The following is a 24,878-nucleotide window of genomic DNA, read 5'->3' on the forward strand; positions in this document are numbered from 1 at the left end:
CGGAGGAGAGGAACTCCTCCGACTTGTCCTTCATGCCCCGGGCGGCGTACTCCTTCAGCTCCTGGGTGATCTTCATGGAGCAGAACTTGGGCCCGCACATTGAGCAGAAGTGCGCGGTCTTCGCCGGCTCCGCCGGGAGCGTCGCGTCGTGGTACGACCGGGCGGTCTCCGGGTCGAGCGAGAGGTTGAACTGGTCGGACCAGCGGAACTCGAACCGGGCCTTCGACAGCGCGTCGTCCCAGGCCTGCGCGCCGGGGTGCCCCTTGGCCAGGTCGGCCGCGTGCGCCGCGATCTTGTACGCGATCACGCCCGCCTTCACGTCGTCCCGGTCCGGCAGCCCCAGGTGCTCCTTCGGGGTGACGTAGCAGAGCATCGCGGTGCCGAACATGCCGATCATCGCGGCGCCGATGGCGGAGGTGATGTGGTCGTACGCGGGCGCGATGTCGGTGGTCAGCGGACCGAGCGTGTAGAACGGCGCCTCGTGGCACCACTCCTGCTGGAGGTCCACGTTCTCCTTGATCTTGTGCATCGGCACGTGACCCGGGCCTTCGATCATCACCTGGACGTCGTACTCCCAGGCGACCCTGGTCAGCTCGCCGAGGGTGCGCAGCTCGGCGAACTGCGCCTCGTCGTTGGCATCGGCGATGGAGCCGGGCCGCAGCCCGTCGCCGAGCGAGAAGGTCACGTCGTACCGCGCCAGGATCGCGCAGAGTTCGCGGAAGTTGGTGTAGAGGAAGTTCTCCTGGTGGTGCGCCAGGCACCAGGCCGCCATGATCGAGCCGCCCCGGGAGACGATCCCGGTCACCCGGTCCACCGCGAGGGGCACGTACGGCAGCAGCACCCCGGCGTGCACGGTCATGTAGTCGACGCCCTGCTCGGCCTGCTCGATGACGGTCTCCCGGAACACCTCCCAGCTGAGCTTCACCGGGTCGCCGCCGACCTTCTCCAGGGCCTGGTAGATCGGCACGGTGCCGATCGGGACGGGCGAGTTGCGCACGATCGCCTCGCGGGTCTCGTGGATCCGCTTGCCGGTCGACAGGTCCATCACGGTGTCCGCGCCCCACCGGGTAGCCCAGGTCAGCTTCTCCACCTCCTCGGCGATCGACGAGGTGACCGCCGAGGTGCCGATGTTGGCGTTCACCTTCACCAGGAACGCCTTGCCGATGATCGCCGGTTCGCACTCGGGGTGGTTGACGTTGAGCGGCAGCACCGCCCGTCCGGCGGCGATCTCGTCCCGGACGAAGTCCGGCGTCATCCCCTCCCGGACCGCCACGAACTCCATCTCGGGGGTGACCGTCCCGGCCCGGGCGTACGCAAGCTGGGTGGGCCGCTTCTCGTCCGCGCCGGCCAGCGGTGTTCCCGCGCCGCGCACCGGGGCGACGTCGCCGCGCGCGGCGATCCACGGGCCGCGCAGCGGCGGCAGTCCCAGCTCGGGGTCGGAGCCCGGCCCCGACGTGTCGTAGAGGCGTACCGGCGGGTTGTCCCCGGTGAGGTCGACCTCGGCGAACGGCACCCGGACGTCCGGCCGTGACCCCTCGACGTAGACCTTGCGACGTGCCTGCATGACAGCCTCCCTGGTGATCAACAGGACCAGCCGAAGTGGTCCAGCGGGCCATGTCCCGCGCCCAGCTCCCAGTTCCGCGCGCCGGTCAGCGCGCGGGTGACGTACTCCTTGGCGGCGGCGACCGCGACCGGCACCGGGTCGCCCGCCGCGAGCCGGACGGCGACCGCCGCCGAGAACGAGCAGCCCGTGCCGTGGTGGTGCCGGGTGGCCACCCGCGGCGCGCGCAGCAGCGTGGTCGGCCCGCCACCGGCCAGCACGTCGACCGACTCGCCGGCCGCGTCCACGTCGCCGCCGGTGACCACGACGTGCGCCGGGCCGCCGGCGGCGAGCGCCTCGGCGGCGGCGACCATCTCCTCGACGGTGGTCACCGGGCGTCCGGTGAGGGCTGCGGCCTCCGCGCAGTTCGGCGTCGCCACCTCCGCGTACGGCAGCAGCCGCTCGACCGCCTCCACCACGCCGAGCCGGTGCCCACTGGTGGCGACGAGGACCGGGTCGACGACCAGGTTCGGCAGCCGTCCCGCCTTCGCCGCCTCGGCGATCGCGTCGGCGACCGCCGGGGTGCCGAGCATGCCGGTCTTCACCGCGCGTACCCGGAAGTCCCCGAGCACGCTGTCGAGCTGCGCGGTGACGGTGCGGGGCGGCAGCGGCAGGACGGCGTCGACACCCCGGGTGTTCTCCGCGGTGACGGCGGTGATGACGCTGGTGCCGTACGCGCCGAGGGCGGCGAAGACCTTGAGGTCGGCCTGGATGCCGGCTCCGCCGCCGGAGTCGGAGCCGGCGATGGTGAGCACTGTCGTCGGGGTCATGGTTCCCGCCCTTTCCGGGTTGGCGGCTGCGTCGCCGCGAAGGGCGTCATCAGCGTGGTGACCGCCTCGACCGGGTCTTCTGCTCGCATCACCGCGCCGAGCACCGCCACTCCGCCGGCTCCCGCTTGCAGGCAGGCGTGTACCTGGTCCGGTGTCTCGATGCCACCCAGGGCGAGGAGCGGCACGGGGCTGACCTGGATCAGCTCGCGCAGCCCCGCGTGGTGCAACGGTGGGCCGTGGCCCGGCTTCGTCCGGCTGGGGAAGACGGGTGAGAGGGTGGCGTAGTCCTCTGTGGTCAGCCTTCGCAGCTCCGCCTGGTCGTGGCAGGAGCGGCCGACGAGTCCGTGCCGCGGTGGTGGGTAGGGGCCGGCGGCGGGGAGGTGCACGGCGTCTCCGTCGAGGGGGTCGGGGCCCGCGACGATCAGGGTGCCGCCGGCCTCGGTGAGGATGGGGCGCAGCTCGGCGGCGAGAGCGGCGCGGTCGACGCGGGGCAGGTCCTTCTCCCGCAGCACCACCCACCGCGCTCCCCCGGCCACCGCCGCCGCGACCACCTCGGGCAACGGCCGGCGCGCCTGCCAACGGTCGGTCAGCACCACCAGCCCCGACGGCGCGGAGGATTCCGCGCGGGACAGGGCGGTCACAGGTCGGGCCTTCCCTCGTCGGTGGTGGAGGCGAGGGCGTGGAAGCGGCGGGCGATCCGGCCCGCGCCGAAGGCCAGCCGGCCCGCCTCCACCGCGTACCGCATCGCGGTGGCCATCGCCACCGGGTCGGCGGCCCGGGTGACCGCGCTGGCCAGCAGCACCGCGTCGCAGCCCAGTTCCAGGGCGAGCGCCGCGTCGGAGGCGGTGCCGATGCCGGCGTCGAGGATCACCGGCACGTCCACGCTTCGCCGGATCAGCCGGATGTGGTGCGGGTTCGAGATGCCCAGCCCGGAGCCGATCGGCGCGCCGGCCGGCATCACCGCGGCGCAGCCGACGTCGGCCAGCCGGCGGGCCAGGATCGGGTCGTCCGAGGTGTACGGCAGCACGGTGAACCCGTCGGCGACCAGTTCCTCGGCGGCGCGCAGCAGCTCCACCCCGTCGGGCAGCAGCGTCCGCTCGTCGCCGATCACCTCCAGCTTCACCCAGTCCGTGTCGAACGCCTCCCGGGCCAGGTGGGCCACCTTCACCGCCTCGCCGGCCGTGTGGCAGCCGGCGGTGTTCGGCAGCAGCTTCACCGCGCACCGGGCGAGCAGGTCGAGCAGCCCGCCAGCCGTACCGGGGGCGGTGTCGACCCGGCGCAGCGCCACGGTGACCAGCTCGGTGCCGGAGGCACGGACCGCCTGCTCCAGCACGTGCAGGTTGGCCGCGCCGCCGGTGCCGAGGATGAGCCGCGAGCCGAACGTCTCGCCGCCGATCGTGAAGGTCACCACGCTCACCCGCCCTGGGCGGCGCTGAGCACCTCGACCCGGTCACCGTCCCGCAGCACCGTCGCCGGCCAGCCGCCGCGCGGCACCACTTCGCCGTTCACCGCGACCGCGAGCCCGCGCCGCTGGTCGGTGACCGTCCGGACCAGGTCCGCCACCGTGGCCCCACCCGGTACGCATCGGCCGACGCCGTTCACCGTCAGTTCCACGTGCGCTCCTCCTCAGGTACGAAGCGGTCCGGGGTGAAGGGTGCGAGCAGCGGGTCCGCCGCGCCGGTGACGATCAGCTCGGTGACCAGGTCGGCGGTGACCGGGGTGAGCACGATGCCGTGCCGGTGGTGCCCGGTGGCGGCGAGCACGCCGGGCCGGCCGGGTAGCGGCCCGATGATCGGCGCGTTGTCCGGGGTGCCGGGGCGCAGCCCGGCGGACGCCTCGACCAGGTCGTACTCGGCCAGCTCGGGGACCAGGTCGACGGCGGCGCGGAGCAGCCGCAGCACCGCGCCGGCGGTGACCTCGACGTCGGTGCGCTCCTCGACGGTCGCCCCGACCACCACCTCGCCGCTGTCCCGGGGCACCAGGTAGACCGACTCGCCGTCGGCGTACCCCCGGATCACGTGCCGGAAGCCCGGTGTGCCGCGACCCGGCGCGCGGAGCCGGAGCACCTGCCCCTTCACCGGCCGGACCGGCAGCCCGGTGAGCGCGGCGGCGCCGCAGCCGGCGGCGACCACGGCGACCGGCGCGTCCAGGTCGGCGAGCCGGTGGACCGCGCCGGGCACCAGCGCCGCACCGGCCCGCACGGCCGCGGTGCGCAGCGCGGCGACCAGCCGCCGCGGGTCGACCTGGTGGTCGCCGGGGGCGACCGCGCCGCCGCGCACCCGCGGCGCCAGCGCCGGCTCGCGCTCCCGCAGCTCCGACGGGCGCAGCGGCGTGATCGGCAGCCCCCACCCCTGCTGGTACGACCACAGCCGGCGCGCCTCGGCCAGGTCGTCGCCGGTGAGCCCGACGACGAGGGTGCCTTCGGTGCGGTACCCGAAGCCGGTGCCGGCGGCCTCGGCCAGCTCGGCGGCGAAGCCCGGCCAGCGGGCGGCGGACTCGGCGAGCAGCCCGGTCAGCTCGTGCTCCCCGAAGTACGCCTCGGCGACCGGCGCGAGCATCCCGGCCGCGACGTGCGACGCCCCGGAGCCCGGGGCCGGATCGTGCACGACCACCCGCAGCCCGCGCGTCGCGCAGCGCCAGGCGACGGCCAGCCCGACCGGTCCCGCGCCCACCACGGCGACGTCCGGTCGGGTCAGCACGTCAGCGCCCCGAGCAGGGCGGCGGTGGCTCGGGTGGGATCCGCGGCCCCGGAGAGCGCTCCGACCACCGCCACCCCGTACGCCCCGGCGGCCCGCAGCGCCGGCACGCGCGCGGCGGTCACCCCGCCGATGGCGATCACCGGCACGTCCACCGCCTCGGCGACCGCGCGCACTCCGTCGGGGCCGATCGGGTCGGGCAGCCCGGTCTTGGTGCCGGTGGGGTGGCAGGGGCCCACGCCCAGGTAGCTGGCCCCGGCGGCGGCCGCCGCGGCGGCGCTCCCCGGCTCCCGGGCGGTCGCCCCGAGCACGGCGCCGGAGCCGAGCACCCGGCGGGCCGCCCGTACCGGCAGGTCCTCCGCGCCGACGTGGCCGCCGGCGGCGCCGACCGCGAGCGCCACGTGCAGCCGGTCGTTGACCAGGCACGTCGCCGCGTACGGCCGGCAGAGCGCGACCACCCGGCGGGCCAGCTCGTACGTCTCCCGGTCGGTGGCGTCGTCCTCGACGCGGACCTGGACGACCAGTTCGGCGCGGGCCACCGGCAGGGCGGCGCGCAGCACGGCGAGCGGGTCCCGCCCGGGCCGGGTGTCGGTGATCAGATGCAGTCGTCCCAGGGACGGCACGGCAACGCTCCTCCCTGCGCCGGCATTACCCGGATCAGGTTCGACGGTCGGGGGCTTCAGCCCCCCTCTCAGCCCGGCGCACCGGGCTCCCGTGGGTCACTTGCGGCCTACCGTACGACGGATGGGCGGATCCGCCAAGGGCCGGGGTGCGGATTTCCCACTGGCCGTCGCATGTCGACGGTGAGGGCAGCGCGTGACGGACCGCTCACGCCATGCTGTCCAGTTGACCGGCGACCGGCCGATCCCCGAAAAAGCGTGATACCTCAAAGGCATCACGATGCCCCTGAGGTATCACGCTCTCGCGGTGGTCCCGTCCGGCAGTGCGAAAGCTGGCGGACCGGGTAGGTCAGAGGATGGCGTCGAGGGCGTCCAGGTCCTCGTCGGTGGGCTGCCAGGTGCCCGCCTCGGCGTTGGCGCGTACCTGCTCGGGCGTGGTGGCGCCGGCGATCACCGAGGTCACCGCCGGGCGGGCGGCCAGCCCGCCGATGGCCACCTGGAGCAGAGTGATCCCACGCGCCGCGGCGTACGCCTCGAGCGCCTCGATGGTGTCCCAGTCCGCGGCGGCCAGGCGCTCGGCGTACCGGCCGCCGCCGGCGAGCCGGCTGCCGGCGGGCGGCGCCTCGCTGCGCTTGTACTTGCCGGTGAGCAGGCCGTTGGCCAGCGGGAAGAACGGCAGCATGCCGAGGCCGAACCGCTCGCACGCGGGGATGACCTCGGCCTCGACGGACCGCTCCAGCAGCGAGTAGTGGTTCTGTGCGGAGATGAAGCGGGCCCGGCCCTGGGACGAGGCGGTCCAGTCGGCGTCGGCGATCTGCCAGCCGGCGAAGTTGGAGTTGCCGAGGTAGCGCACCTTGCCGGCGCGGACCAGGTCGTCCAGCGCGGCGAGCGTCTCGTCGATCGGGGTGCCCGGGTCGGGCTCGTGCATCTGGTACAGGTCGATGTGGTCGGTGTCGAGCCGGCGCAGCGACGCCTCGACGGCGCGGGCGATGTAGCGGCGGGCCCCCCGGGCGCCGTGGTCGGGCCCGTTGAGGCCGTGCATGTCCATGCCGAACTTGGTGGCGACCACCACGTCGTCCCGGCGGCCCTTGAGCGCCTGGCCGAGCAGTTCCTCGGAGGCGCCCTGCGGCTCGCCGTAGATGTCGGCGGTGTCGAAGAAGTTGATCCCGGCGTCGAGGGCGGCATCGACCACCGCCCGGGTGCCGTCGAGGTCGAGCTTGCGGCCGAAGTTGTTGCAGCCGATGCCGACCACGGACACCACGAGTCCGGAGTCGCCCAGCCGGCGGAAGGTCATCTCAGTCACGAGATCCACCCTATGCCCGCCCGTCGGGGGCCACCGGGCAGTCGCCCACCACTCCACGGCACCCGGCGCCGGTCACCTCACGTCCCAGACCGGCTCCGGGGTCTCCACCACCTCGCCGTCGCCCCCGAACAGCACGAACCGGTCGAACGATCGGGTGAACCACCGGTCGTGGGTCACCGCGACGACCGTTCCCTCGAACGCGGCCAGCCCCGCCTCCAGCGCCTCGGCGGAGGCCAGATCGAGGTTGTCGGTCGGCTCGTCCAGCAGCAGCAGGGTCGCCCCGGACAACTCCAGCAGCAGCACCAGGAAGCGGGCCTGCTGCCCGCCGGAGAGGGTGCCGAAGCGCTGGTCGCCCTGCCCGGCCAGCTCGTACCGGCTCAGCACCGCCATCGCCCCGTGCCGGTCCATCCCGGCCCGGTGGTCGTCACCCCGCCAGAGGATCTCGACGAGGTTCTTCGCCATCAGCTCCGGCCGGTCGTGGGTCTGCGAGAAGTGCCCGGGGCGGACCCGCGCGCCGAGCCGGACCACCCCGTCATGGGTGACCGGCGCCAACGCGGCCGCGCCGTCGACCGGGCCGTTGGCCGGGTCCGGGTCGGTGCCACCCCGGGCCAGCAGCCGCAGGAAGTGCGACTTGCCCGTCCCGTTGGCGCCCAGCACGGCGACCCGGTCGCCGTACCAGAGCTCCAGGTCGAAGGGGTAGGTCAGGCCGTCCAGCTCGAGCTGCTCGCAGATCACCGCGCGCTTGCCGGTCCGCCCGCCGGACAGGCGCATCCGGATGTCCTGGTCCTTCGGGGGTACGGGCGGCGGCCCGGCCTCCTCGAACCTGCGCAACCGGGTCTGCGCCGACTGGTAGCGCGACGCCATGTCGGAGTTGTACGCGGCCTTCTGCTTGTACATCAGCACCAGCTCGCGCAGCTTCTGGTGCTCCTCGTCCCAGCGTTTGCGCAGCTCGTCGAGGCGGGCGTGCCGGGCCGTCCGGGCGTCGTGCCAGCTGGCGAAGCCACCCGGGTGCACCCAGGCGCTGCCGCCCTCCACCGCGACCACCCGGTCGGCGGTCTGCGCCAGCAGCTCCCGGTCGTGCGAGACGTAGAGCACCGACTTGCCGGACTCGCGCAGCCGCGCCTCCAGCCAGCGCTTGCCGGGCACGTCGAGGAAGTTGTCCGGCTCGTCGAGGAGCAGCACCTCCTCGGTGCCGCGCAGCAGCAGTTCCAGGGCGAAGCGCTTCTGTTGGCCGCCGGAGAGGGTCCGGACCGGACGTTCCCGGGCGGCGTCCCAGGGCAGGTCGAGCACGATGGTGGTGACGGTGTCGAAGAGCACCTCGACGTCGTACCCGCCGGCCTCGCCCCAGGCGGCCAGCGCGTCCGCGTACGCCAGCTGGGCCTTGCCGGCGGCGGTGCTGTACTTGCCGCGCAGCTCGGCCGCCCGCATGGCCGTCTCGGTGTCGGCGAGCCGGCGGCCGGCGTCGCGCAGCGCTGGCGGCGCCAGCGAGAGCGCCAGGTCGGCGAGCGTCGACTCGTCGCCGATCATGCCGATGAACTGCCGCATCACGCCGAGACCACCGGCGCGGGCGACGACCCCGGTCTTCACCGGCAGGTCCCCGGCGACCATTCGCAACAAGGTGGTCTTCCCGGCGCCGTTCGGGCCGACCAGGGCGACCTTGGCACCCTCACCGACCCGGAACGACACCTCGGCGAAGAGTTCCCGGCCGTCGGGCAGGATGTGCCCGACCCCCGCCACATCCACGTATCCCACGCGGGCATCCTGCCCGAGCGGCCGGGGCGGGCGACACTCGATTACCGGGTGACCCGCAACACCCGGTAGCCCTTCTGGCTGGCGCGCCGGTCCACCTGCCAGCCCTCCTCGACGAGCCAGCGGTGCAGCGAGTCGCCGCCGAGGTGCCGGGCGACGACCAGCCAGGCGACGCCGTCCGGAGCAAGCCGGGGCAGCCAGCGGCGCAGCAGCTCGTGCAGCTCGGCCTTGCCGATCCGGATCGGCGGGTTGGACCAGAGCTCGGCGAAGGCGAGATCCGCCGGGACGTCGTCCGGGGCCGCCACCCGCACCCGGTCGGCCGCGCCGACCCGCGCGGCGTTGGCGGCGGTGAGTTCGCGGGCCCGTTCGTTGACGTCGACCGCCCAGACGGTGGCGTCCGGGGCGCAGGTGGCGAGCACGCAGGTGATCGGGCCGAACCCGCACCCCAGGTCGAGCAGCGGACCGGCGGCGTCGGTGGACGGCAGCTCCGCCTTGCGCAGCAGCACCGCGGTGCCGGGGTCGAGGCGGTCGGCGGAGAAGACGCCCCCGGCCGAGGTGAGGGTGAAGTCGCGCCCGGCGACGGAGAACTCGACCTCGCGCGGCTGGGCGGCGGTCGTGGGTTCAGCGGTGAAGTAGTGGTCGCCGGTCACGTCCGGCATTGTCGCACCGACCCGACGGGGGCCGGTCGACGGCGTGACGCACAGCAAGAAACGCCACCTCCGCCGGAATTCCCCAATATTACCCCCTAAAGGGACGATCAGTCCTACTGTGTGCCACATGGTGTATCGGTACGAGTCCGATGAGGACGCCTTCCTGGAGTACCCGGAGCACGGGTCCGACCCGTCGATGCTCGGCGCCGGTGCGCCTCCGCCCGCGGGGCCCTCCCCGTCCCGTTTCCCCGCCCCGTTACTTGCGCCACCGGCCCGGGCGACCGTCCCGGTAGCGCCGCCGGCGCCCACCAGCGCACCGCACCCCCCGGCGGCGACGTCCGACCCGCGCACGGCGGCGCCCCGGACCCAGGTGTACGACACGAGTCAGCCGCTGGGCCTGCCCCGGTCCCGTCGCGCCGACCGCAACCGCCGGGGCGGCCGGACCTGGCAGGTGCTGATCGGCGGCGCGGCCGTCCTGATGCTGCTCGCCCTCTGCGGGCTGGCCGCCGCCGCCGTGCTCCAGGACCGGGCCGCCACGCCGCAGGGCACCGCGCCGACCAACCAGCCCGTGGTGGAGCAGTCGGCCGCGCCGGACGACGGGTCCGACCTCAACTCCCGGGACACCGACCAGCTCGCGCTGACCGCCAAGGAGGTCTTCCCCGGCACGGCACTGGTGGTCACCGACGGCCAGCCGGCCTACCGGGTACTCAAGACCGATTCCAGCGGCAGCTGCGCGGTCGCGGCGGCCGGTGAGGTGGCCGACCTCCTGGTCCGGCTCGGCTGCAACCAGGTGGTCCGGGCCACCCTCCGCTCCCCGGACAACGACCACCTGCTCACCGCCGGGCTGTTCAACCTGACCGACCTGGCCAGCGCCCAGCGGGCCCGCGACCGGATCCGGCAGATACTCGACGAGCGGCAGGGCCGCTTCGGGGGCATGCCGGCCGGCGACGGCACCGAGGCCGTGGCGAACGCGGCCGCACGGGTCGGTTGGCAGGTACGCGGCCACTACATCGCGTACTGCGTGGTGACCCGGGCCGACGGGGAGCGGATCAGCGCCACCGACGCCAAGGTTCGCGAGATCCTGTACGACATGATCGAGGTGCACCTCAACCGCGGGGTGCTGGAGCGGCGGGCGAACGGCGGCGTGGCCAGCCAGCCCACCGACGCCCCGCCGAACGGCACCGCCACCCAGCAGGGCACCCGCGGCCAGCAGCTTCCCGGCAACTGACCACCGACACGGCGGCCCGCCGCCCCCGTGGCCGGCGACCGCGAACCGTCAGCCCTCGACGACCGGCACCCGGAGCCGGCGGGTCAGGTCGGCGCGGCGGGCGTACTCGGCCGGGTCGTCGGGGTAACCGACCGCGACCAGGGTCAGCCCGTGCGCCGCGGCCACGGTGACCTCGCTGGAACGTTCCCGGCGGGTGAGCAGGCTCGCCGGCCACTCGACGGGGCGGCGGCGGTCCCCGGCCACCAGCATCGCGCCGACCAGGCTGCGCACCATCGCCTGGCAGAAGGCGTCGGCCTGGACGGTGGCGACCAGGATCCCGTCCGGGTCCCGCCGCCAGTCCAGCCGGGTCACCTCGCGCAGCGTGGTGGCGTTCTCCTTCCGCCGGCAGTACGCGGCGAAGTCGTGCTCCCCGACGAGGCCGGCCGCGGCGGCGTTCAGCGCTGCCAGGTCGAGCGGCTTGGGCCAGGCCAGGGTGTCCCGCCGGCGCAGCGGCTCGGCGCCCCACGGCGCGTCGGTGACCCGGTACTCGTAGCGGCGGAAGGTCGCCGAGAAGCGGGCGTCGAAGTCGGCGGGCACCTCGGTCATCGCGCGTACCCGCACGTCGGTGGGGAGCAGCCGGGCCAGCCGGCGCAGCAGCCGCCCGTCGTGCTCCCGCCAGACGCCGCTGGGCAGGTCGAGGTGACAGACCTGCCCGGTGGCGTGCACGCCGGCATCCGTCCGGCCGGCCACGGTCAACCCGGTCGCGGTGCCCGCGCCGAGGACCAGGTCCAGCGTCCCGGTGAGGACACCGGCGACCGTACGCCGGGTCGGCTGGGCGGCCCAGCCGGAGAAGTCGGTGCCGTCGTACGAGACGTCCAGCCGCAGCCGGGTCCGCTCGTCCACCTCGTACCTCCCGTTCACGGCGTCGGGCCCGGCACCCCAGGAAGGGATGCCGGGCCCGGCGATGCTGCCTGTGCTCAGGCCTTGTTCTCGGTGGCCTCGTCGCTGTCCTCGCGGGCGGCGTCGGTGTCACCGGACGCCGAGACCGGCGCCTCGGAGTCCTGGTCGGCCTGGGCCGCCTGCGGGGCCTCCTCGGCCGGAGCCAGCGCCTCGACCTTGTCCTGCTGCGCCGCCTTGCGTGCGGCGGTCTTCTTGTTCACCTTGGGCTCGGCGACCTGCAGCTCCTCGACCAGTTCGATGATCGCCATGGGAGCGTTGTCGCCCTTGCGCGGGCCGGTCTTCACGATCCGGGTGTAGCCGCCGTTGCGGTTGGCGTACCGGGGCGCGATCTGGTCGAACAGGGCGTAGACCACGTCCTTGTCCTTGACGACACCCAGCACCCGCCGCCGCGAGGCGAGGTCACCGCGCTTGGCCTTGGTGATGAGCTGCTCGGCGAGCGGACGCAGCCGCCGGGCCTTCGTCTCGGTGGTCTTGATCTTGCCGTGCTGGAACAGCGACATGGCCAGGTTGGCCAGCATCAGCCGCTCGTGCGCGGGGCTGCCGCCGAGGCGGGGGCCCTTGGTGGGCGTGGGCATGCTTGGTGCTCCTCAGGTGTGGCGGCAGCGCGGACTAGAGCTGCTCGGTCTCGCGGTAGTCGTCGGTGTCGTAGTCGGCCTCGCCAAAGGCGTCCACGACGTGCGCCGGGTCGAAGTTCGGAGCCGAGTCCTTCAGCCCGAGACCCATCCCGGCGAGCTTCATCTTGACCTCGTCGATCGACTTCTGACCGAAATTCCGGATGTCGAGGAGGTCGGCCTCGGTACGCCCGATGAGCTCACCAACGGAGTTGATGCCCTCGCGCTTGAGGCAGTTGTAGGAGCGGACGGTGAGGTCCAGCTCCTCGATCGGCAGGGCCAGGTCCGCCGCCAGCTGGGCGTCCTGCGGGGACGGCCCGATGTCGATGCCCTCGGCGGTCTCGTCCAGCTCCCGGGCCAGCCCGAAGAGCTCCACCAGCGTCGAGCCGGCCGAGGCCAGCGCGGTACGCGGGCCCATCGACGGCTTGGTCTCGACGTCGATGATCAGCCGGTCGAAGTCGGTCCGCTGCTCGACGCGGGTCGCCTCGACGCGGTACGTCACCTTGAGCACCGGCGAGTAGATCGAGTCGACCGGGATCCGGCCGATCTCGGCGCCGGCCTGCTTGTTCTGCGCGGCCGTGACGTAGCCCCGGCCCCGCTCGACGGTGAGCTCCATGTCGAGCCGGCCCTTGCCGTTCAGGGTGGCGAGCTTCAGGTCCGGGTTGTGCACCGAGACACCGGCCGGGGGCTGGATGTCACCGGCGGTCACGTCGCCCGGGCCCTGCTTGCGCAGGTACATGCTGACCGGCTCGTCGTGCTCGGAGCTGACGCAGAGCTCCTTGATGTTCATGACGAGCTCGACCACGTCCTCCTTGACACCGGGGATCGTGGTGAACTCGTGCAGCACCCCGTCGATCTTGATCGACGTGACCGCCGCGCCCGGGATGGACGACAGCAGCGTACGACGCAGCGAGTTGCCCAGGGTGTAGCCGAAGCCCGGCTCCAGCGGCTCGATGGTGAACCGGGAGCGGGTCTCGTTGATCGACTCTTCGGAGAGAGACGGTCGCTGGCTGATGAGCATTTCTTCTCTTCTCTTCCGGGACGCCCGCTATTTGACGCCCACGACACAAACTGTTCCGGTGGCCCGCCCCGGGGGGCGGGCCACCGCAACGAACCCCTACTTGGAGTAGAGCTCGACGATCAGCTGCTCCTGGACCTGCGTGTCGATGACCTGCCGGGCCGGGAGCGAGTGCACGAGCACCTTCATCTGGCTCGGAATGGCCTCGAGCCAGGCCGGAACCGCCCGCGAACCCGCCTGGGCCTGCGCGACGACGAACGGGGTGAGTTCCTTGCTCTTGCCCCGGACCTCGATGATGTCGTGCTCCTTGACGCGGTACGACGGGATGTCGACCTTCTTGCCGTTCACCACGAAGTGGCCGTGCTTGACCAGCTGGCGGGCCATGTCACGCGAGTGCGCATAGCCAGCCCGGTAAACAACGTTGTCCAGCCGCGACTCGAGGATCTGCAGGAGGACCTCACCGGTCTTGGCCTGCTTGGCCACGGCCTCCTCGTAGTAACCGCGGAACTGCTTCTCCAGCACGCCGTAGACGCGGCGGGCCTTCTGCTTCTCACGGAGCTGGAGCAGGTACTCCGTCTCCTTGGTCCGACCGCGGCCGTGCTGCCCGGGCGGGAACGGCCGGGACTCGAACGGGCATTTCGGACCATCGCACTTGCTGCCCTTGAGGAACAGCTTCATCTTCTCCCGCCGGCAACGGCGGCAGTCAGCACCGGTGTAACGAGCCATCTCTCTCTAACCTCTCAGACCCGGCGACGCTTCGGCGGACGGCACCCGTTGTGCGGCTGCGGGGTGACGTCGGCGATCTGACCGACCTCGAGGCCCACGGCCTGCAGCGAACGGATGGCGGTTTCCCGGCCGGAGCCGGGACCCTTGACGAACACGTCGACCTTGCGCATGCCGTGCTCCATCGCCCGACGCGCGGCGGCCTCGGCGGCGAGCTGCGCGGCGAACGGGGTCGACTTGCGGGAGCCCTTGAAGCCAACCTGGCCCGCGGAGGCCCAGGAGATGACCGCACCGGTCGGGTCCGTGATGGACACGATGGTGTTGTTGAAGGTGCTCTTGATGTGCGCCTGCCCGTGGGCGACGTTCTTGCGTTCCTTGCGCCGGACCTTCTTGACAGCGGCTCCGGCACGAGCCTTCGGTGGCATAAGTCTGTGCGCTCCTAGTTACTTCTTGCCGGGCTTCTTCTTGCCGGCGACGGTCCGCTTCGGGCCCTTCCGGGTCCGCGCATTGGTCTTGGTCCGCTGGCCACGCACGGGCAGGCCCCGGCGGTGCCGGATGCCGGCGTAGCAGCCGATCTCGACCTTGCGGCGGATGTCAGAGGCGACCTCGCGGCGCAGGTCGCCTTCAACCTTGTAGTTGCCCTCAATGTGGTTGCGGAGCTGGACCAGCTCCTCGTCCGTGAGGTCCCGAGCGCGCTTGTCCGGCGAGATGCCGGTGGCAGCGAGCGTCTCCAGGGCGCGGGTACGACCGACCCCGAAGATGTAGGTGAGCGCGATCTCCAGCCGCTTTTCGCGGGGGAGGTCCACGCCGACTAGACGTGCCATGTGCGGGCGTACTCCTCGTGATGTTGTGGCGGAGGTGTGGACCCGTCCCTCCCCGCTACCGGCGTCTCCCGTCTTTCCGGCGCTTGTCAGCGCCGGCGACCGGGATCGGCCGCTGCCCGAGCGGGCCCCGGCCTCCGACCGGGGGTCAACCACGAGGTGGTACGCGCTGCGTACCGCTCGCGGCTGGGACGAGCTGGTGATGTGCTGTCGGGATCTGCGACGCCCGGACCGATCCGACCGGCCGTGTCACGGCCGGCGGAAATGGTTCAGCCCTGGCGCTGCTTGTGGCGCGGGTCGCTGCAGATGACCATGACCCGGCCGTGCCGGCGGATAACCCGGCACTTCTGGCAGATCCTCTTGACGCTCGGCTTGACCTTCACGGTTGCCTTACTTCCCATCTGGCCCGGAGACGCGCGACGCGCGACGCCGGACGTCGAAGACGGACACGGGGACGTTCCCGGCCGCCGTCAGGCTTACTTGTAGCGGTAGACGATGCGCCCGCGGGTCAGGTCGTACGGCGAGAGTTCGACGACGACCCGGTCCTCCGGCAGGATGCGGATGTAGTGCTGCCGCATCTTGCCGCTGATGTGAGCCAGGACCTTGTGACCGTTCGCGAGCTCCACCCGGAACATGGCGTTCGGCAGGGGCTCGATGACCCGACCCTCGATCTCGATGGCTCCGTCTTTTTTCGGCATGTCCTCCGCTGTCCTGACGTCGGTTACTCCGGACGGCCCACAACGTCTTACTCGAGCTCCGACGAAAATCGCCGGGCCCGAGCCAGCCGCGGCTCCGACTCCCACCGAAGCGCAGGGCGGGCATGCCGGAGTGGACGCTGTGCGCCGATCTGAAAGTGTACGCCCGCCTGCCGGCCGTCGCCAAACCGGCCGCCCGGCTCGTCACCCGCCCGGGGAAAACGGACACCCGGCGCGCGCGACGTCACGAGGAGCGACGACGCTACCGCTCCCCCGCCCGCCGGGCCTGCCGGCGGGCCCGGCGGCGGTCCCGCCGGCGGTCCCAGTGTCGAGGCTCACCCGTCGTCAGGCCGCCCGCCGTCCGCATCAGCAGCAGTGCGCCCCACGGCCCGACCACCCAGAGCGGCCAGAAGAAGACCAGTTCCCGGGCGCCGACGGCGGACAGCACCCAGATCGCGCTCAGGATCGCCGCCACCCGCAGCCAGGGCATCCACACCTCGAGCAGCCAGCCGGTCCGGACGCCGGACGGCACCGGTCCGGACGCCGGCGCCGCCGGCGGCGGCACGGGCCCGGCCGCGGCGACGTGGGCCGGGTCCGGCTGACGCGGCGCCAGCGCCGAGCGCTCCAGCGGTGCCGGTCCGGGAAGGTCTGCAAGCACCTCGCCCAGTTCCCCGTACGTCTTCGCGCCGTAGGTCCGTTGCAGCCGCTCGTCGTACTCGTACAGGTCGATCCGGCCCTCTTCGAGCGCGACCCGGAGCCGTTCCGCCGCGTGCTGCCGGTCCGCGTCGGCCGCCCGCATCCCGTCCCGCCCCTCCATGCCGGCAAGCATGCCACCGGTCCGCCACCGTCCCCCACCGGGCCGCTGCAGCGGTCATCGGATCCGGACAACCGGGACGGGTCGGCCCGGAGCGCCGTCGCCGACCCTCACCGCCAGGGCCGAGCCGAGGCGTTCGCGACATCAGCTCCACAGCGCCCGCGGCTCAACCGCCCAGAACGGCGGGGCGAGCCGCTCCTCCGCCGGGACCCGGCGGGTGGGCCCGCACCGGACCGGGCGCCGGCAGCCTCCCGGACCCGAAGGCTGGTCGAAGGTGGGCCGTCAGCGGGCCGGGGACTCGGCCGCCTGGCGAGAGGTCACCAGGCCGCCGAGGCGGGCGCGGCCGCCGTCCTCGGCGGTCAGCACCCAGACGCCATCGTCCAGCAGTGCCATCGAGTGCTCGACGTGCACCGCCATCGACCCGTCCCGGGTCACCACGGTCCAGCCGTCGGCGAGTTCCACCGTGCGCGGCGAGCCCATGGTGATCATCGGCTCGATCGCCAGCGCCAGCCCGGGTACGAGGCGGGGACCCTTGCCCGGCCGCCCGTGGTTGAGCACGTGCGGGTCCTGATGCATCTCGGTGCCGATGCCGTGGCCGCCGTACCCGTCGACGATGCCGTACCGGCCGCCCTTGCGGACCGCGTTCTCCACCGCGTGCGAGATGTCGGTGAGCCGCCCCTTGCCGCTGGCCGCGCCCCGGGCGGCCGCGGCGATCCCGGCCCACATCGCGTCCTCGGCGACCACAGCCATCTTCAGCAGGGCCGGCTCCACCTCGCCGACCCCGACGGTGATGGCGGCGTCCCCGTGCCAGCCGTTCAGCACGGCGCCGCAGTCGATCGAGATCAGATCCCCTTCGCGGAGCACCTGCTGCGACGACGGGATCGCGTGCACGACCTGCTCGTTGACCGAGGAGCAGATGGACGCCGGGAAGCCGTGGTAGCCCTGGAACGACGGGATCGCGCCGGCCTCGCGGATGGTCGACTCGGCGATCGCGTCCAGGTCGGCGGTGCTGACGCCGGGGGCGACCGCCTCCCGCATCAGCCGCAGCGCACGGGCGACCACCAGACCGGCGGCCCGCATCTTCTCGATCTGGTCGGGGGTCTTCAGCTGGATGTCCAGCTGGGGACGACGCATCGGAGCCGTTACCTTTCGTCGCGCGGAGCAGCGGGGCACGTCGGACGTACCCCGCTGTTCGCACTCTATCCGCCGGAACCCCGGCGGGAACGTCAGCCGCCGTACGAGCGCAGGGCGTCGATGGCGCGGACGGTGACGTCCTCCACCGGGCCGGCCGCGTCGATGCCGACGAGCTTGCCCTGCGCGCCGTAGTAGTCGACCAGCGGCGCCGTCTTCTCCGCGTACTCCCGGAGGCGGGCGGCGATGGTCTCCGGCTTGTCGTCGTCGCGCTGGAACAGCTTGGCGCCGCAGCGGTCGCAGATGCCGTCCCGGGTGGTGGCGTCGAACTCGACGTGCCAGATCTTGCCGCAGCCCCGGCAGGTACGCCGGCCGGACAGCCGCCGGATCACCTCGTCGTCGTCGACGACCAGCTCCAACACCAGGTCCAGCGCGGTGCCGAAGTCGGCGAGGAGCTTGTCCAGCGCGGCGGCCTGCGGCGTGGTGCGCGGGAAGCCGTCGAGCAGGAAGCCCTCGGCGGCGTCCGGGTCGGCCAGCCGGTCCCGCACCATGTTGATGGTGACCTCGTCCGGGACCAGCTTGCCGGCGTCCATGAACCGCTTTGCCTCGACGCCCAGGGGCGTGCCCTGGGAGACGTTGGCCCGGAAGATGTCACCGGTCGAGATCTTCGGCACCGATAGGTGGGCGGCGATGAACTCCGCCTGGGTGCCCTTGCCCGCGCCTGGCGGGCCAACCAGAACGAGTCGCATCTACCGCAGGAACCCTTCGTAGTTCCGCTGCATGAGTTGGCTCTCGATCTGCTTCACGGTCTCCAGACCGACGCCGACCATGATGAGCACAGCGGTGCCGCCGAACGGGAAGTTCTGGAACTGCTGATTGTTCAGCCAGATGAAGAAGAAGTTCGGCAGGATCGCGATGATGCCCAGGTAGAGCGCGCCCGGCAGGGTGATCCGACTGAGGATGAAGTCGAGGTACTCGGCGGTGGGCTTGCCGGGGCGGATGCCCGGCACGAAGCCGCCGTACTTCTTCATGTTGTCCGCGACCTCGGTCGGGTTGAACGTGATCGACACGTAGAAGTACGTGAAGAAGATGATCAGCAGGAAGTAGATCGCGATGTGCTCCGGCGCGCTCGCCTTCACGATGTGGTTCTGGATCCAGGCCTGGGTCTGGCCCGGGTTGGTCTGGTTGAAGAACTGGAGCGCGAGCTGCGGCAGGTAGAGCAGCGACGAGGCGAAGATGACCGGGATGACACCGGCCTGGTTCACCTTGAGCGGGATGTAGGTGGAGGTGCCGCCGTACATCCGCCGGCCGATCATGCGCTTGGCGTACTGCACCGGGATCCGGCGCTGCGCCTGCTCGATGAAGGTGACCGCGGTGATGACCAGCAGGACCAGGGCGATGACGAGGAGGAACTTCCACCAGCCGGAGCTGGTCTTGATCTTCCAGCCCTCGCTGGGCAGCCGGGCCGCGATCGAGGTGAAGATCAGGACGGACATGCCGTTGCCGACGCCCCGGTCGGTGATCAGCTCACCGAGCCACATCACCACGCCGGTGCCGGAGGTCATCGTCATGACCAGGATGGCCAGGGTCAGCCAGTCCGGGATGCCGGTGCCCTTGGGCACGACCGGGAACTGGTCGCAGCGGCCCTGGAAGAGCTGCCCCGAGCGGGCCAGCGCCACGAACGCCGAGGACTGGAGGATGCCCAGGCCCAGCGTCAGGTAGCGGGTGTACTGAGTGATCTTCGCCTGGCCGGCCTGGCCCTCCTTGCGGAGCTGCTCCAGCCGCGGGATGACCACCGTCAGCAGCTGCAGGATGATCGACGCGGTGATGTACGGCATGATGCCGAGCGCGAAGACCGACAGCTGCAGCAGCGCGCCGCCGGAGAAGAGATCCAGCAGATTCAGCACACCGGTGCCGCTGCCCTGGATGGTGTCGAGACACTTCTGCACGTTGCCGTACGACACACCCGGGCTGGGCAGAGTGGCGCCCATCCGGTAGACCGCGATGATGCCTACTGTGAACAGCAGCTTCTTGCGCAGGTCAGGCGTACGGAACGCACTGAGAAAGGCGGACAGCAACTTCTTCCTCCTGCGCGACGCGGGCCGCCGGTGATCCGTGGCGGGGCGGGGTTGGTGCCGGGCGAGTGCCCGATATCCATAGCTGGGATGGGACTCTAACAGCCCGCTCCCGGTCCGGGCAGATGTGCCCGGCTACATAAACCGAATCCGATGTTACCCGGCGCACATTGGCCGGGTAGACCATGGCGCCCGCCCAGTCCTAAGCAACTGAGCGGGCGCCACGGGTACCTCTGCCTTACAGCTCGGTGACCGAGCCACCGGCGGCGGTGATCTTCTCCTTGGCCGACGCGCTGAACCCGTGCGCCGACACCTGGAGGGCCACGCCGCCGAGGTCGCCGGTGCCGAGGACCTTGACCGGCTGGCCCTTGCGGACCGCGCCGACCTCGACCAGCTCGACCGGGCCGACCTGGCCGCCGTTCGGGAACAGTTCGGCGAGCCGGTCCAGGTTGACCACCTGGAAGACGACCTTGAACTTGTTCTTGAAGCCCTTCATCTTCGGCAGGCGCATGTGGATGGGCATCTGCCCACCCTCGAACGCCGCCGAGATGTTCTTCCGGGCCTTCGAACCCTTGGTACCGCGACCGGCGGTCTTGCCCTTGGAGCCCTCACCGCGACCCACGCGGGTCTTCGCGGTCTTGGCACCGGGCGCCGGGCGCAGGTGGTGAACCTTGATCGTCATTACTCGACCTCCTCGACCTTAACGAGGTGGTTGACCGTGAAGATCATGCCGCGGATCTCCGGACGGTCCTCCTTGACCACCACGTCGTTGATCCGCTTGAGACCGAGCGAACGCAGCGAGTGCCGCTGGTTCTGCTTGGTCCCGATCACGGACCGGACCTGGGTGACCTTCAGGCGAGCCATCAGGAAGCCACCCCCGCCCGCGACGCCAGCATGGCGGCCGGCGCGACGTCCTCGACCGGCAGGCCACGACGGGCTGCGACCTGCTCCGGGGACTCGAGCCCCTTCAGAGCCGCCACCGTGGCGTGCACGATGTTGATCGGGTTGGACGAGCCGAGGCTCTTGGAGAGCACGTCGTGGATGCCCACGCACTCCAGCACGGCACGCACCGGACCACCAGCGATGACGCCCGTACCGGCCGAGGCCGGCTTGAGCAGCACCACACCGGCCGCGGCCTCGCCCAGCACCGGGTGCGGGATCGACTTGCCGATCCGCGGCACCTTGAAGAAGTGCTTCTTGGCCTCCTCGACACCCTTGGCGATCGCCGCGGGCACCTCCTTGGCCTTTCCGTAGCCCACACCGACGGTGCCGTCGCCGTCGCCCACGATCACCAGGGCGGTGAAGCTGAAGCGACGACCACCCTTCACGACCTTGGCGACGCGGTTGATCGCGACGACCCGCTCGAGGTGCGGGGTCTTCTCGGCGGGCGCGTTTCCGCGGCCGCCCTCACGGCGGTTGTCGCGGCGACCACCCTCGTTGCCACCGGACCCGCCGCCACGGCGCTGTTGACCTGGCATCAGCAGCCTTCCTTATCTCTCGTGACGGGGTTTCTAGAACTCGAGCCCGGCTTCGCGGGCGGCATCGGCAAGCGCGGCGACACGCCCCGCGTACCGGTTGCCGCCGCGGTCGAAGACGACCTTCGACACGCCGACGGTCTTGGCCCGCTCGGCGAGCAGGGCGCCGACCTTGCCGGCCAGGGCGCTCTTGTCGCCCTCGGCGCCGCGCAGCGAGGCGTCCAGGCTCGAGGCCGACGCCAAGGTGTGACCCTTGGTGTCGTCCACGATCTGGGCGACGATGTGCCGCAGGGAGCGGGTGACGACCAGGCGGGGACGCTCGGTGGTGCCGCTGACGTTCTTGCGGACCCGGAAGTGTCGGCGCGCACGCCCGACGGCGCGCTTGGCGGCGACGCCGCGGCGGCGCTTGAGCAGCGTGGCGCTCACTTCTTACCTGCCTTTCCAGCCTTGCGGCGGATGACCTCGCCCTGGTACTTCACGCCCTTGCCCTTGTAGGGCTCCGGCGGACGGATCTTCCGGATGTTGGCGGCGACCTCACCGACCTGCTGCTTGTCGATGCCGGCCACGTGGAACAGGGTCGGCCTCTCCACCGTGAAGGCGATGCCTTCCGGGGCGGGCACCAGCACCGGGTGCGAGAACCCGAGCGCGAACTCCAGGTCCTTGCCCTTGGCGGTGACGCGGTAACCGGTGCCGGCGATCTCGAGGCTCTTGCGGTAGCCCTCGGTCACCCCGACGATCATGTTGGCGATCAACGTACGGCTCAGGCCGTGCAGTTCCTTGGCCTTGCGCTCGTCGTTGGGCCGGTTGACGTGCAGCGCGCCGTCCTCGCCCCGCTCCGCCTTGATCGGCTCGGCGAGGACGTGGCTCAGCTCGCCCTTGGGGCCCTTGACCTTCACGGTCTGGCCCTCGATCGTGATGTCGACGCCGGCTGGCACCGGGATCGACTTACGTCCAATACGCGACATTTCTACCTGTCTCCCGTTACCAGACGAAGGCGAGGACTTCCCCGCCAACGCTCCGCTTGCGGGCCTGCCGGTCGGTGAGCAGCCCCTGGGACGTCGAAATGATCGCCACGCCCAGCCCGCCGAGCACCCGCGGGAGCCCGTCCGACTTGGCGTAAACCCGGAGACCGGGCTTGGACACGCGCTTGATGCCGGCCAGGCTCCGCTCCCGGCTCTGGCCGTACTTCAGCTCGACGACCAGTCGCCTGCCGACGGCGCCCTCCTCGGGCTCCTCGACCGACCAGGTGGCGATGTAACCCTCGGCCTTGAGGACCTCGGCGATGTTCGCCTTGATCTTCGAGTAGGGCATCGTCACCCGGTCGTGGTACGCCTGGTTGGCGTTACGCAGACGCGTGAGCATGTCTGCGATCGGGTCGGTCATCGTCATGAATTCGTCAACCTTTCTCGCCGGGGTTCCCCAGGCATCGCCAGGGGCCTACGGCGAAGAGACAGTTCAGCCAACGCGCAGTGCGCGCTGAGCTATTACCAGGAAGCCTTGGACACGCCGGGCAGCTCACCGCGGTGGGCCATCTCCCGGAGGCACACCCGGCAGAGCCCGAACTTGCGGTAGACCGCCTTCGGACGCCCGCACCGCTGGCAGCGGGTGTACGCGCGAACCGAGAACTTCGGCTTCGCAGCCGCCTTGATGATCAGCGCCTTCTTGGCCATCTCAGTTCTCCTTGAACGGGAAGCCCAGGAGCTTGAGCAGCGCCCGGCCCTCGTCGTCGGTCGTGGCGGTCGTGACCACCGTGATGTCCATGCCCCGCTGGCGATCGATCCGGTCCTGGTCGATCTCGTGGAACACCGACTGCTCGGTCAGACCGAACGTGTAGTTGCCGTGCCCGTCGAGCTTGCGCCCGTCCAAGCCGCGGAAGTCGCGGATACGCGGCAGCGCGATCGACAGGAGCCGGTCCAGGAATTCCCACATCCGGTCGCCGCGCAGGGTCACCTTCGCGCCGATCGGCATGCCCTCGCGGAGCTTGAACTGCGCGATGGACTTGGTCGCCCGCCGCACCAGCGGCTTCTGGCCGGTGATCGTGGCCAGGTCGCGGACCGCGCCGTCGATCAGCTTGGCGTCCCGAGCGGCCTCGCCGACGCCCATGTTGACGACGATCTTGACCAGGCCGGGCACCTGCATGGGGTTGCCGTAGTTGTGCTGCTCTTGCAGCTTCGCCACGACCTCGTTGCGGTACCGCTCCTTGAGGCGCGGCAGGGTCTTGGTTTCGGTAGCCGTGGTCATCACAGGTCCTTACCGGTGCTACGCGCGATGCGGACCTTCTGGCCGTTGTCGTCGATCCGGTAACCGACCCGGGTCGGCTTCCCTTCGGAGTCCAGGACCTGCACGTTCGAGACGTGGATCGGGGCCTCCTGGGTGACGATGCCACCGGTCTTGGCGCCACGCTGGGTGGTGCTGATGCGGGTGTGCTTCTTGACCCGGTTCACGCCCTCGACCAGGACCTTGTCCTGCCGCGGGTAGGCCACGATGACCTTACCCTTGGCACCCTTGTCCTTGCCGGCGATGACGACGACCGTGTCGCCCTTCTTGACCTTCACGGTCACAACACCTCCGGCGCGAGAGAGATGATCTTCATGAACCGCTTGTCCCGCAGCTCCCGACCCACTGGGCCGAAGATACGGGTACCGCGCGGGTCCCCACCGTCCTTGATGATGACGGCGGCGTTCTCGTCGAAGCGGATGTACGAGCCGTCCGGCCGCCGCCTCTCCTTGGCCGTGCGAACGACGACAGCCTTGACGACGTCGCCCTTCTTCACACCGGCACCGGGGATCGCGTCCTTGACCGTGGCCACGATGACGTCGCCGATACTCGCGTAGCGCCGACCGGAGCCACCGAGAACCCGGATGCACAGGATCTCCCTGGCACCCGTGTTGTCGGCGACGCGCAGTCGCGACTCCTGCTGAATCACGTCTATCTCCTATGTCTGCCGGTTCTCCGGCCGCCCGGAGGCGGCCGGAGCCTGGCGGAACCTGCGCCCGACCTTGCCGGCCGAGCTCGAGCCTTCGCTACTTGGCCTTCTCGAGGATCTCCACGAGCCGCCAACGCTTAGTGGCGGAGAGCGGCCGGGTCTCCATGATGATGACCCGGTCGCCGATCCCGGCGGAGTTCTGCTCGTCGTGCACCTTCAGCTTGCTGGTCCGGCGCATGATCTTGCCGTACAGCGCGTGCCTGACCCGGTCCTCGACCTCGACCACGAGGGTCTTGTCCATCTTGTCGCTGACCACGAGGCCCTCACGCACCTTACGGCGGGCCCGCGCGGCGGCGGTGGTGTTCTCGCTCATGATGCAGTCACCTCAGTCGGCGCGGCCGAGAGCCCCAGCTCGCGCTCACGCATGATCGTGTAGATCCGGGCGATCTCCCGACGGATGACCTGCAGCCGTCGGTTGTTGTCCAGCTGCCCGGTTGCGGCCTGCACGCGGAGGTTGAACAGCTCCGCCTTGGCCTCCCGCAGCTTCGTGACCAGCTCCTCCTCGGAGAGCTCACGCAGCTCGGTCGCCTTAACGCCCGCTGCCATCAGGATTCACCCACTTCGCGCGTAACAATGCGGCACTTCATCGGGAGCTTGTGGATCGCGCGACGCATAGCCTCTCGCGCGATCTGCTCGTTGGGGAAGGACATCTCGAAGAGAACCCGCCCCGGCTTGACGTTGGCGACCCACCACTCGGGCGAGCCCTTACCGGAACCCATCCGGGTTTCGGCCGGCTTCTTGGTCAGGGCCTGGTCCGGGAAGACCGTGATCCAGACCTTGCCGCCACGCTTGATGTGGCGGGTCATCGCGATACGCGCCGACTCGATCTGGCGGTTGGTCACGTACGCCGGCTCGAGAGCCTGGATCCCGAACTCGCCGAACACCACCCGGTTACCACCCTTGGACGCGCCGTGGCGGTCCGGGTGGTGCGGCTTGCGGAAGCCCTTCGGGGGCTTGCGCGGCATCAGCATCTG

At 71.3% G+C, this 24,878-nt stretch carries 36 protein-coding genes and 1 riboswitch; of the genes, 1 reads left to right on the top strand and 35 read right to left on the bottom strand.

The window, feature by feature from the left end:
- From thiC to SLP03_RS07580, 10 genes are all read right to left on the bottom strand, one after another.
- The coding region (gene thiC / locus SLP03_RS07535) for a phosphomethylpyrimidine synthase ThiC (RefSeq protein ID WP_319459802.1) at window positions 1-1,564 on the bottom strand (1,564 nt) is incomplete at its 3' end.
- A gap of 17 nt (window positions 1,565-1,581) precedes the next feature.
- On the bottom strand, window positions 1,582-2,370 hold the full coding sequence (gene thiD, locus SLP03_RS07540) for a bifunctional hydroxymethylpyrimidine kinase/phosphomethylpyrimidine kinase (protein WP_319459803.1): 789 nt from the start codon (window positions 2,368-2,370) through the stop codon (window positions 1,582-1,584).
- On the bottom strand, window positions 2,367-3,002 hold the full coding sequence (locus SLP03_RS07545) for a thiamine phosphate synthase (RefSeq protein WP_319459924.1): 636 nt from the start codon (window positions 3,000-3,002) through the stop codon (window positions 2,367-2,369). The genes thiD and SLP03_RS07545 overlap by 4 nt, the downstream gene beginning before the upstream one ends.
- Before the next feature lie 5 nt (window positions 3,003-3,007).
- Window positions 3,008-3,787 carry a thiazole synthase gene (locus SLP03_RS07550; RefSeq protein ID WP_319459804.1) on the bottom strand — a complete coding sequence of 260 codons (780 nt, stop codon included), beginning with the start codon at window positions 3,785-3,787 and terminating at the stop codon, window positions 3,008-3,010.
- Window positions 3,784-3,984, bottom strand: coding sequence for a sulfur carrier protein ThiS (gene thiS / locus SLP03_RS07555; protein ID WP_319459805.1), 201 nt, complete (start codon window positions 3,982-3,984; stop codon window positions 3,784-3,786). The genes SLP03_RS07550 and thiS overlap by 4 nt, the downstream gene beginning before the upstream one ends.
- Window positions 3,975-5,069, bottom strand: coding sequence for a glycine oxidase ThiO (gene thiO, locus SLP03_RS07560; protein WP_319459806.1), 1,095 nt, complete (start codon window positions 5,067-5,069; stop codon window positions 3,975-3,977). The genes thiS and thiO overlap by 10 nt, the downstream gene beginning before the upstream one ends.
- Window positions 5,063-5,689, bottom strand: coding sequence for a thiamine phosphate synthase (gene thiE / locus SLP03_RS07565; protein ID WP_319459807.1), 627 nt, complete (start codon window positions 5,687-5,689; stop codon window positions 5,063-5,065). Before thiE ends, thiO begins: the two co-directional genes overlap by 7 nt.
- Window positions 5,684-5,792: riboswitch (TPP riboswitch) on the bottom strand. Its footprint overlaps the gene before it by 6 nt.
- Before the next feature lie 243 nt (window positions 5,793-6,035).
- Window positions 6,036-6,998: an aldo/keto reductase gene (locus SLP03_RS07570; RefSeq protein ID WP_319459808.1), complete on the bottom strand. Its 963-nt coding sequence runs from the start codon at window positions 6,996-6,998 to the stop codon at window positions 6,036-6,038.
- 63 nt (window positions 6,999-7,061) lie between these two features.
- Window positions 7,062-8,741 carry an ATP-binding cassette domain-containing protein gene (locus SLP03_RS07575; protein WP_319459809.1) on the bottom strand — a complete coding sequence of 560 codons (1,680 nt, stop codon included), beginning with the start codon at window positions 8,739-8,741 and terminating at the stop codon, window positions 7,062-7,064.
- Between the two features lie 41 nt (window positions 8,742-8,782).
- On the bottom strand, window positions 8,783-9,388 hold the full coding sequence (locus SLP03_RS07580) for a class I SAM-dependent methyltransferase (RefSeq protein ID WP_319459925.1): 606 nt from the start codon (window positions 9,386-9,388) through the stop codon (window positions 8,783-8,785).
- A 127-nt stretch (window positions 9,389-9,515) separates the two neighbouring features.
- Between SLP03_RS07580 and SLP03_RS07585 the strand changes: the two genes are divergently transcribed.
- Window positions 9,516-10,616, top strand: a complete 1,101-nt coding sequence (locus tag SLP03_RS07585) for a hypothetical protein (RefSeq protein ID WP_319459810.1) — start codon at window positions 9,516-9,518, stop codon at window positions 10,614-10,616.
- Between the two features lie 48 nt (window positions 10,617-10,664).
- Here SLP03_RS07585 and truA read toward each other — a convergent pair whose 3' ends face one another.
- The 25 genes from truA to rplP all read right to left on the bottom strand — a co-directional run bounded on the left by truA (window position 10,665) and on the right by rplP (window position 24,875).
- Window positions 10,665-11,498 carry a tRNA pseudouridine(38-40) synthase TruA gene (truA, locus tag SLP03_RS07590; RefSeq protein WP_319459811.1) on the bottom strand — a complete coding sequence of 278 codons (834 nt, stop codon included), beginning with the start codon at window positions 11,496-11,498 and terminating at the stop codon, window positions 10,665-10,667.
- A gap of 74 nt (window positions 11,499-11,572) precedes the next feature.
- Window positions 11,573-12,130: a 50S ribosomal protein L17 gene (gene rplQ / locus SLP03_RS07595; RefSeq protein ID WP_319459812.1), complete on the bottom strand. Its 558-nt coding sequence runs from the start codon at window positions 12,128-12,130 to the stop codon at window positions 11,573-11,575.
- A 34-nt stretch (window positions 12,131-12,164) separates the two neighbouring features.
- Window positions 12,165-13,187 carry a DNA-directed RNA polymerase subunit alpha gene (locus tag SLP03_RS07600; RefSeq protein ID WP_007073009.1) on the bottom strand — a complete coding sequence of 341 codons (1,023 nt, stop codon included), beginning with the start codon at window positions 13,185-13,187 and terminating at the stop codon, window positions 12,165-12,167.
- A gap of 96 nt (window positions 13,188-13,283) precedes the next feature.
- On the bottom strand, window positions 13,284-13,910 hold the full coding sequence (gene rpsD / locus SLP03_RS07605; RefSeq protein WP_319459813.1) for a 30S ribosomal protein S4: 627 nt from the start codon (window positions 13,908-13,910) through the stop codon (window positions 13,284-13,286).
- A 14-nt stretch (window positions 13,911-13,924) separates the two neighbouring features.
- Window positions 13,925-14,332, bottom strand: a complete 408-nt coding sequence (rpsK, locus tag SLP03_RS07610) for a 30S ribosomal protein S11 (protein WP_030329919.1) — start codon at window positions 14,330-14,332, stop codon at window positions 13,925-13,927.
- 18 nt (window positions 14,333-14,350) lie between these two features.
- On the bottom strand, window positions 14,351-14,731 hold the full coding sequence (gene rpsM, locus SLP03_RS07615; protein ID WP_319459814.1) for a 30S ribosomal protein S13: 381 nt from the start codon (window positions 14,729-14,731) through the stop codon (window positions 14,351-14,353).
- Window positions 14,732-14,997: 266 nt separating this feature from the next.
- On the bottom strand, window positions 14,998-15,111 hold the full coding sequence (rpmJ, locus tag SLP03_RS07620; protein WP_088952025.1) for a 50S ribosomal protein L36: 114 nt from the start codon (window positions 15,109-15,111) through the stop codon (window positions 14,998-15,000).
- A gap of 93 nt (window positions 15,112-15,204) precedes the next feature.
- Window positions 15,205-15,426, bottom strand: a complete 222-nt coding sequence (gene infA / locus SLP03_RS07625; RefSeq protein ID WP_007073013.1) for a translation initiation factor IF-1 — start codon at window positions 15,424-15,426, stop codon at window positions 15,205-15,207.
- Window positions 15,427-15,685: 259 nt separating this feature from the next.
- Window positions 15,686-16,240, bottom strand: a complete 555-nt coding sequence (locus SLP03_RS07630; RefSeq protein ID WP_319459815.1) for a DUF1707 domain-containing protein — start codon at window positions 16,238-16,240, stop codon at window positions 15,686-15,688.
- A gap of 279 nt (window positions 16,241-16,519) precedes the next feature.
- Window positions 16,520-17,371 (bottom strand): type I methionyl aminopeptidase, encoded by an 852-nt coding sequence (gene map, locus SLP03_RS07635; protein ID WP_319459816.1) that lies wholly within the window; start codon window positions 17,369-17,371, stop codon window positions 16,520-16,522.
- Between the two features lie 92 nt (window positions 17,372-17,463).
- Window positions 17,464-18,117 carry an adenylate kinase gene (locus tag SLP03_RS07640; protein ID WP_319459817.1) on the bottom strand — a complete coding sequence of 218 codons (654 nt, stop codon included), beginning with the start codon at window positions 18,115-18,117 and terminating at the stop codon, window positions 17,464-17,466.
- Window positions 18,118-19,446: a preprotein translocase subunit SecY gene (secY, locus tag SLP03_RS07645; protein WP_319459818.1), complete on the bottom strand. Its 1,329-nt coding sequence runs from the start codon at window positions 19,444-19,446 to the stop codon at window positions 18,118-18,120.
- Between the two features lie 235 nt (window positions 19,447-19,681).
- Window positions 19,682-20,125, bottom strand: a complete 444-nt coding sequence (gene rplO, locus SLP03_RS07650; protein ID WP_319459819.1) for a 50S ribosomal protein L15 — start codon at window positions 20,123-20,125, stop codon at window positions 19,682-19,684.
- Complete coding sequence (gene rpmD, locus SLP03_RS07655) at window positions 20,125-20,307, bottom strand: 50S ribosomal protein L30 (protein WP_319459820.1); 183 nt, start codon at window positions 20,305-20,307, stop codon at window positions 20,125-20,127. The genes rplO and rpmD overlap by 1 nt, the downstream gene beginning before the upstream one ends.
- The gene (gene rpsE, locus SLP03_RS07660) at window positions 20,307-20,921 is read right to left on the bottom strand and encodes a 30S ribosomal protein S5 (RefSeq protein WP_319459821.1); all 615 of its coding nucleotides are present in this window, start codon (window positions 20,919-20,921) and stop codon (window positions 20,307-20,309) included. The genes rpmD and rpsE overlap by 1 nt, the downstream gene beginning before the upstream one ends.
- Before the next feature lie 33 nt (window positions 20,922-20,954).
- Window positions 20,955-21,344, bottom strand: coding sequence for a 50S ribosomal protein L18 (gene rplR, locus SLP03_RS07665; protein ID WP_319459822.1), 390 nt, complete (start codon window positions 21,342-21,344; stop codon window positions 20,955-20,957).
- Window positions 21,341-21,883, bottom strand: coding sequence for a 50S ribosomal protein L6 (rplF, locus tag SLP03_RS07670; RefSeq protein ID WP_319459823.1), 543 nt, complete (start codon window positions 21,881-21,883; stop codon window positions 21,341-21,343). The genes rplR and rplF overlap by 4 nt, the downstream gene beginning before the upstream one ends.
- A 16-nt stretch (window positions 21,884-21,899) precedes the next feature.
- Window positions 21,900-22,307, bottom strand: coding sequence for a 30S ribosomal protein S8 (gene rpsH, locus SLP03_RS07675; protein ID WP_319459824.1), 408 nt, complete (start codon window positions 22,305-22,307; stop codon window positions 21,900-21,902).
- Between the two features lie 95 nt (window positions 22,308-22,402).
- Window positions 22,403-22,588 carry a type Z 30S ribosomal protein S14 gene (locus SLP03_RS07680; protein ID WP_074314593.1) on the bottom strand — a complete coding sequence of 62 codons (186 nt, stop codon included), beginning with the start codon at window positions 22,586-22,588 and terminating at the stop codon, window positions 22,403-22,405.
- 1 nt (window position 22,589) lies between these two features.
- Complete coding sequence (gene rplE / locus SLP03_RS07685) at window positions 22,590-23,159, bottom strand: 50S ribosomal protein L5 (protein ID WP_319459825.1); 570 nt, start codon at window positions 23,157-23,159, stop codon at window positions 22,590-22,592.
- The gene (gene rplX / locus SLP03_RS07690; RefSeq protein WP_319459826.1) at window positions 23,159-23,479 is read right to left on the bottom strand and encodes a 50S ribosomal protein L24; all 321 of its coding nucleotides are present in this window, start codon (window positions 23,477-23,479) and stop codon (window positions 23,159-23,161) included. The genes rplE and rplX overlap by 1 nt, the downstream gene beginning before the upstream one ends.
- Window positions 23,476-23,844, bottom strand: a complete 369-nt coding sequence (gene rplN / locus SLP03_RS07695) for a 50S ribosomal protein L14 (RefSeq protein ID WP_007465279.1) — start codon at window positions 23,842-23,844, stop codon at window positions 23,476-23,478. Before rplN ends, rplX begins: the two co-directional genes overlap by 4 nt.
- Window positions 23,845-23,941: 97 nt before the next feature.
- A complete protein-coding gene (gene rpsQ / locus SLP03_RS07700) occupies window positions 23,942-24,217 on the bottom strand; it encodes a 30S ribosomal protein S17 (RefSeq protein ID WP_319459827.1) in 276 nt (91 codons plus the stop codon).
- Window positions 24,214-24,450 (bottom strand): 50S ribosomal protein L29, encoded by a 237-nt coding sequence (gene rpmC / locus SLP03_RS07705; RefSeq protein ID WP_007465283.1) that lies wholly within the window; start codon window positions 24,448-24,450, stop codon window positions 24,214-24,216. The genes rpsQ and rpmC overlap by 4 nt, the downstream gene beginning before the upstream one ends.
- Window positions 24,450-24,875: a 50S ribosomal protein L16 gene (gene rplP, locus SLP03_RS07710; protein ID WP_088647000.1), complete on the bottom strand. Its 426-nt coding sequence runs from the start codon at window positions 24,873-24,875 to the stop codon at window positions 24,450-24,452. Before rplP ends, rpmC begins: the two co-directional genes overlap by 1 nt.
- Window positions 24,876-24,878: the final 3 nt, after the last annotated feature.

The sequence above is a fragment of the Micromonospora sp. RTP1Z1 genome, assembly GCF_033804685.1.
Lineage (GTDB): Bacteria > Actinomycetota > Actinomycetes > Mycobacteriales > Micromonosporaceae > Micromonospora.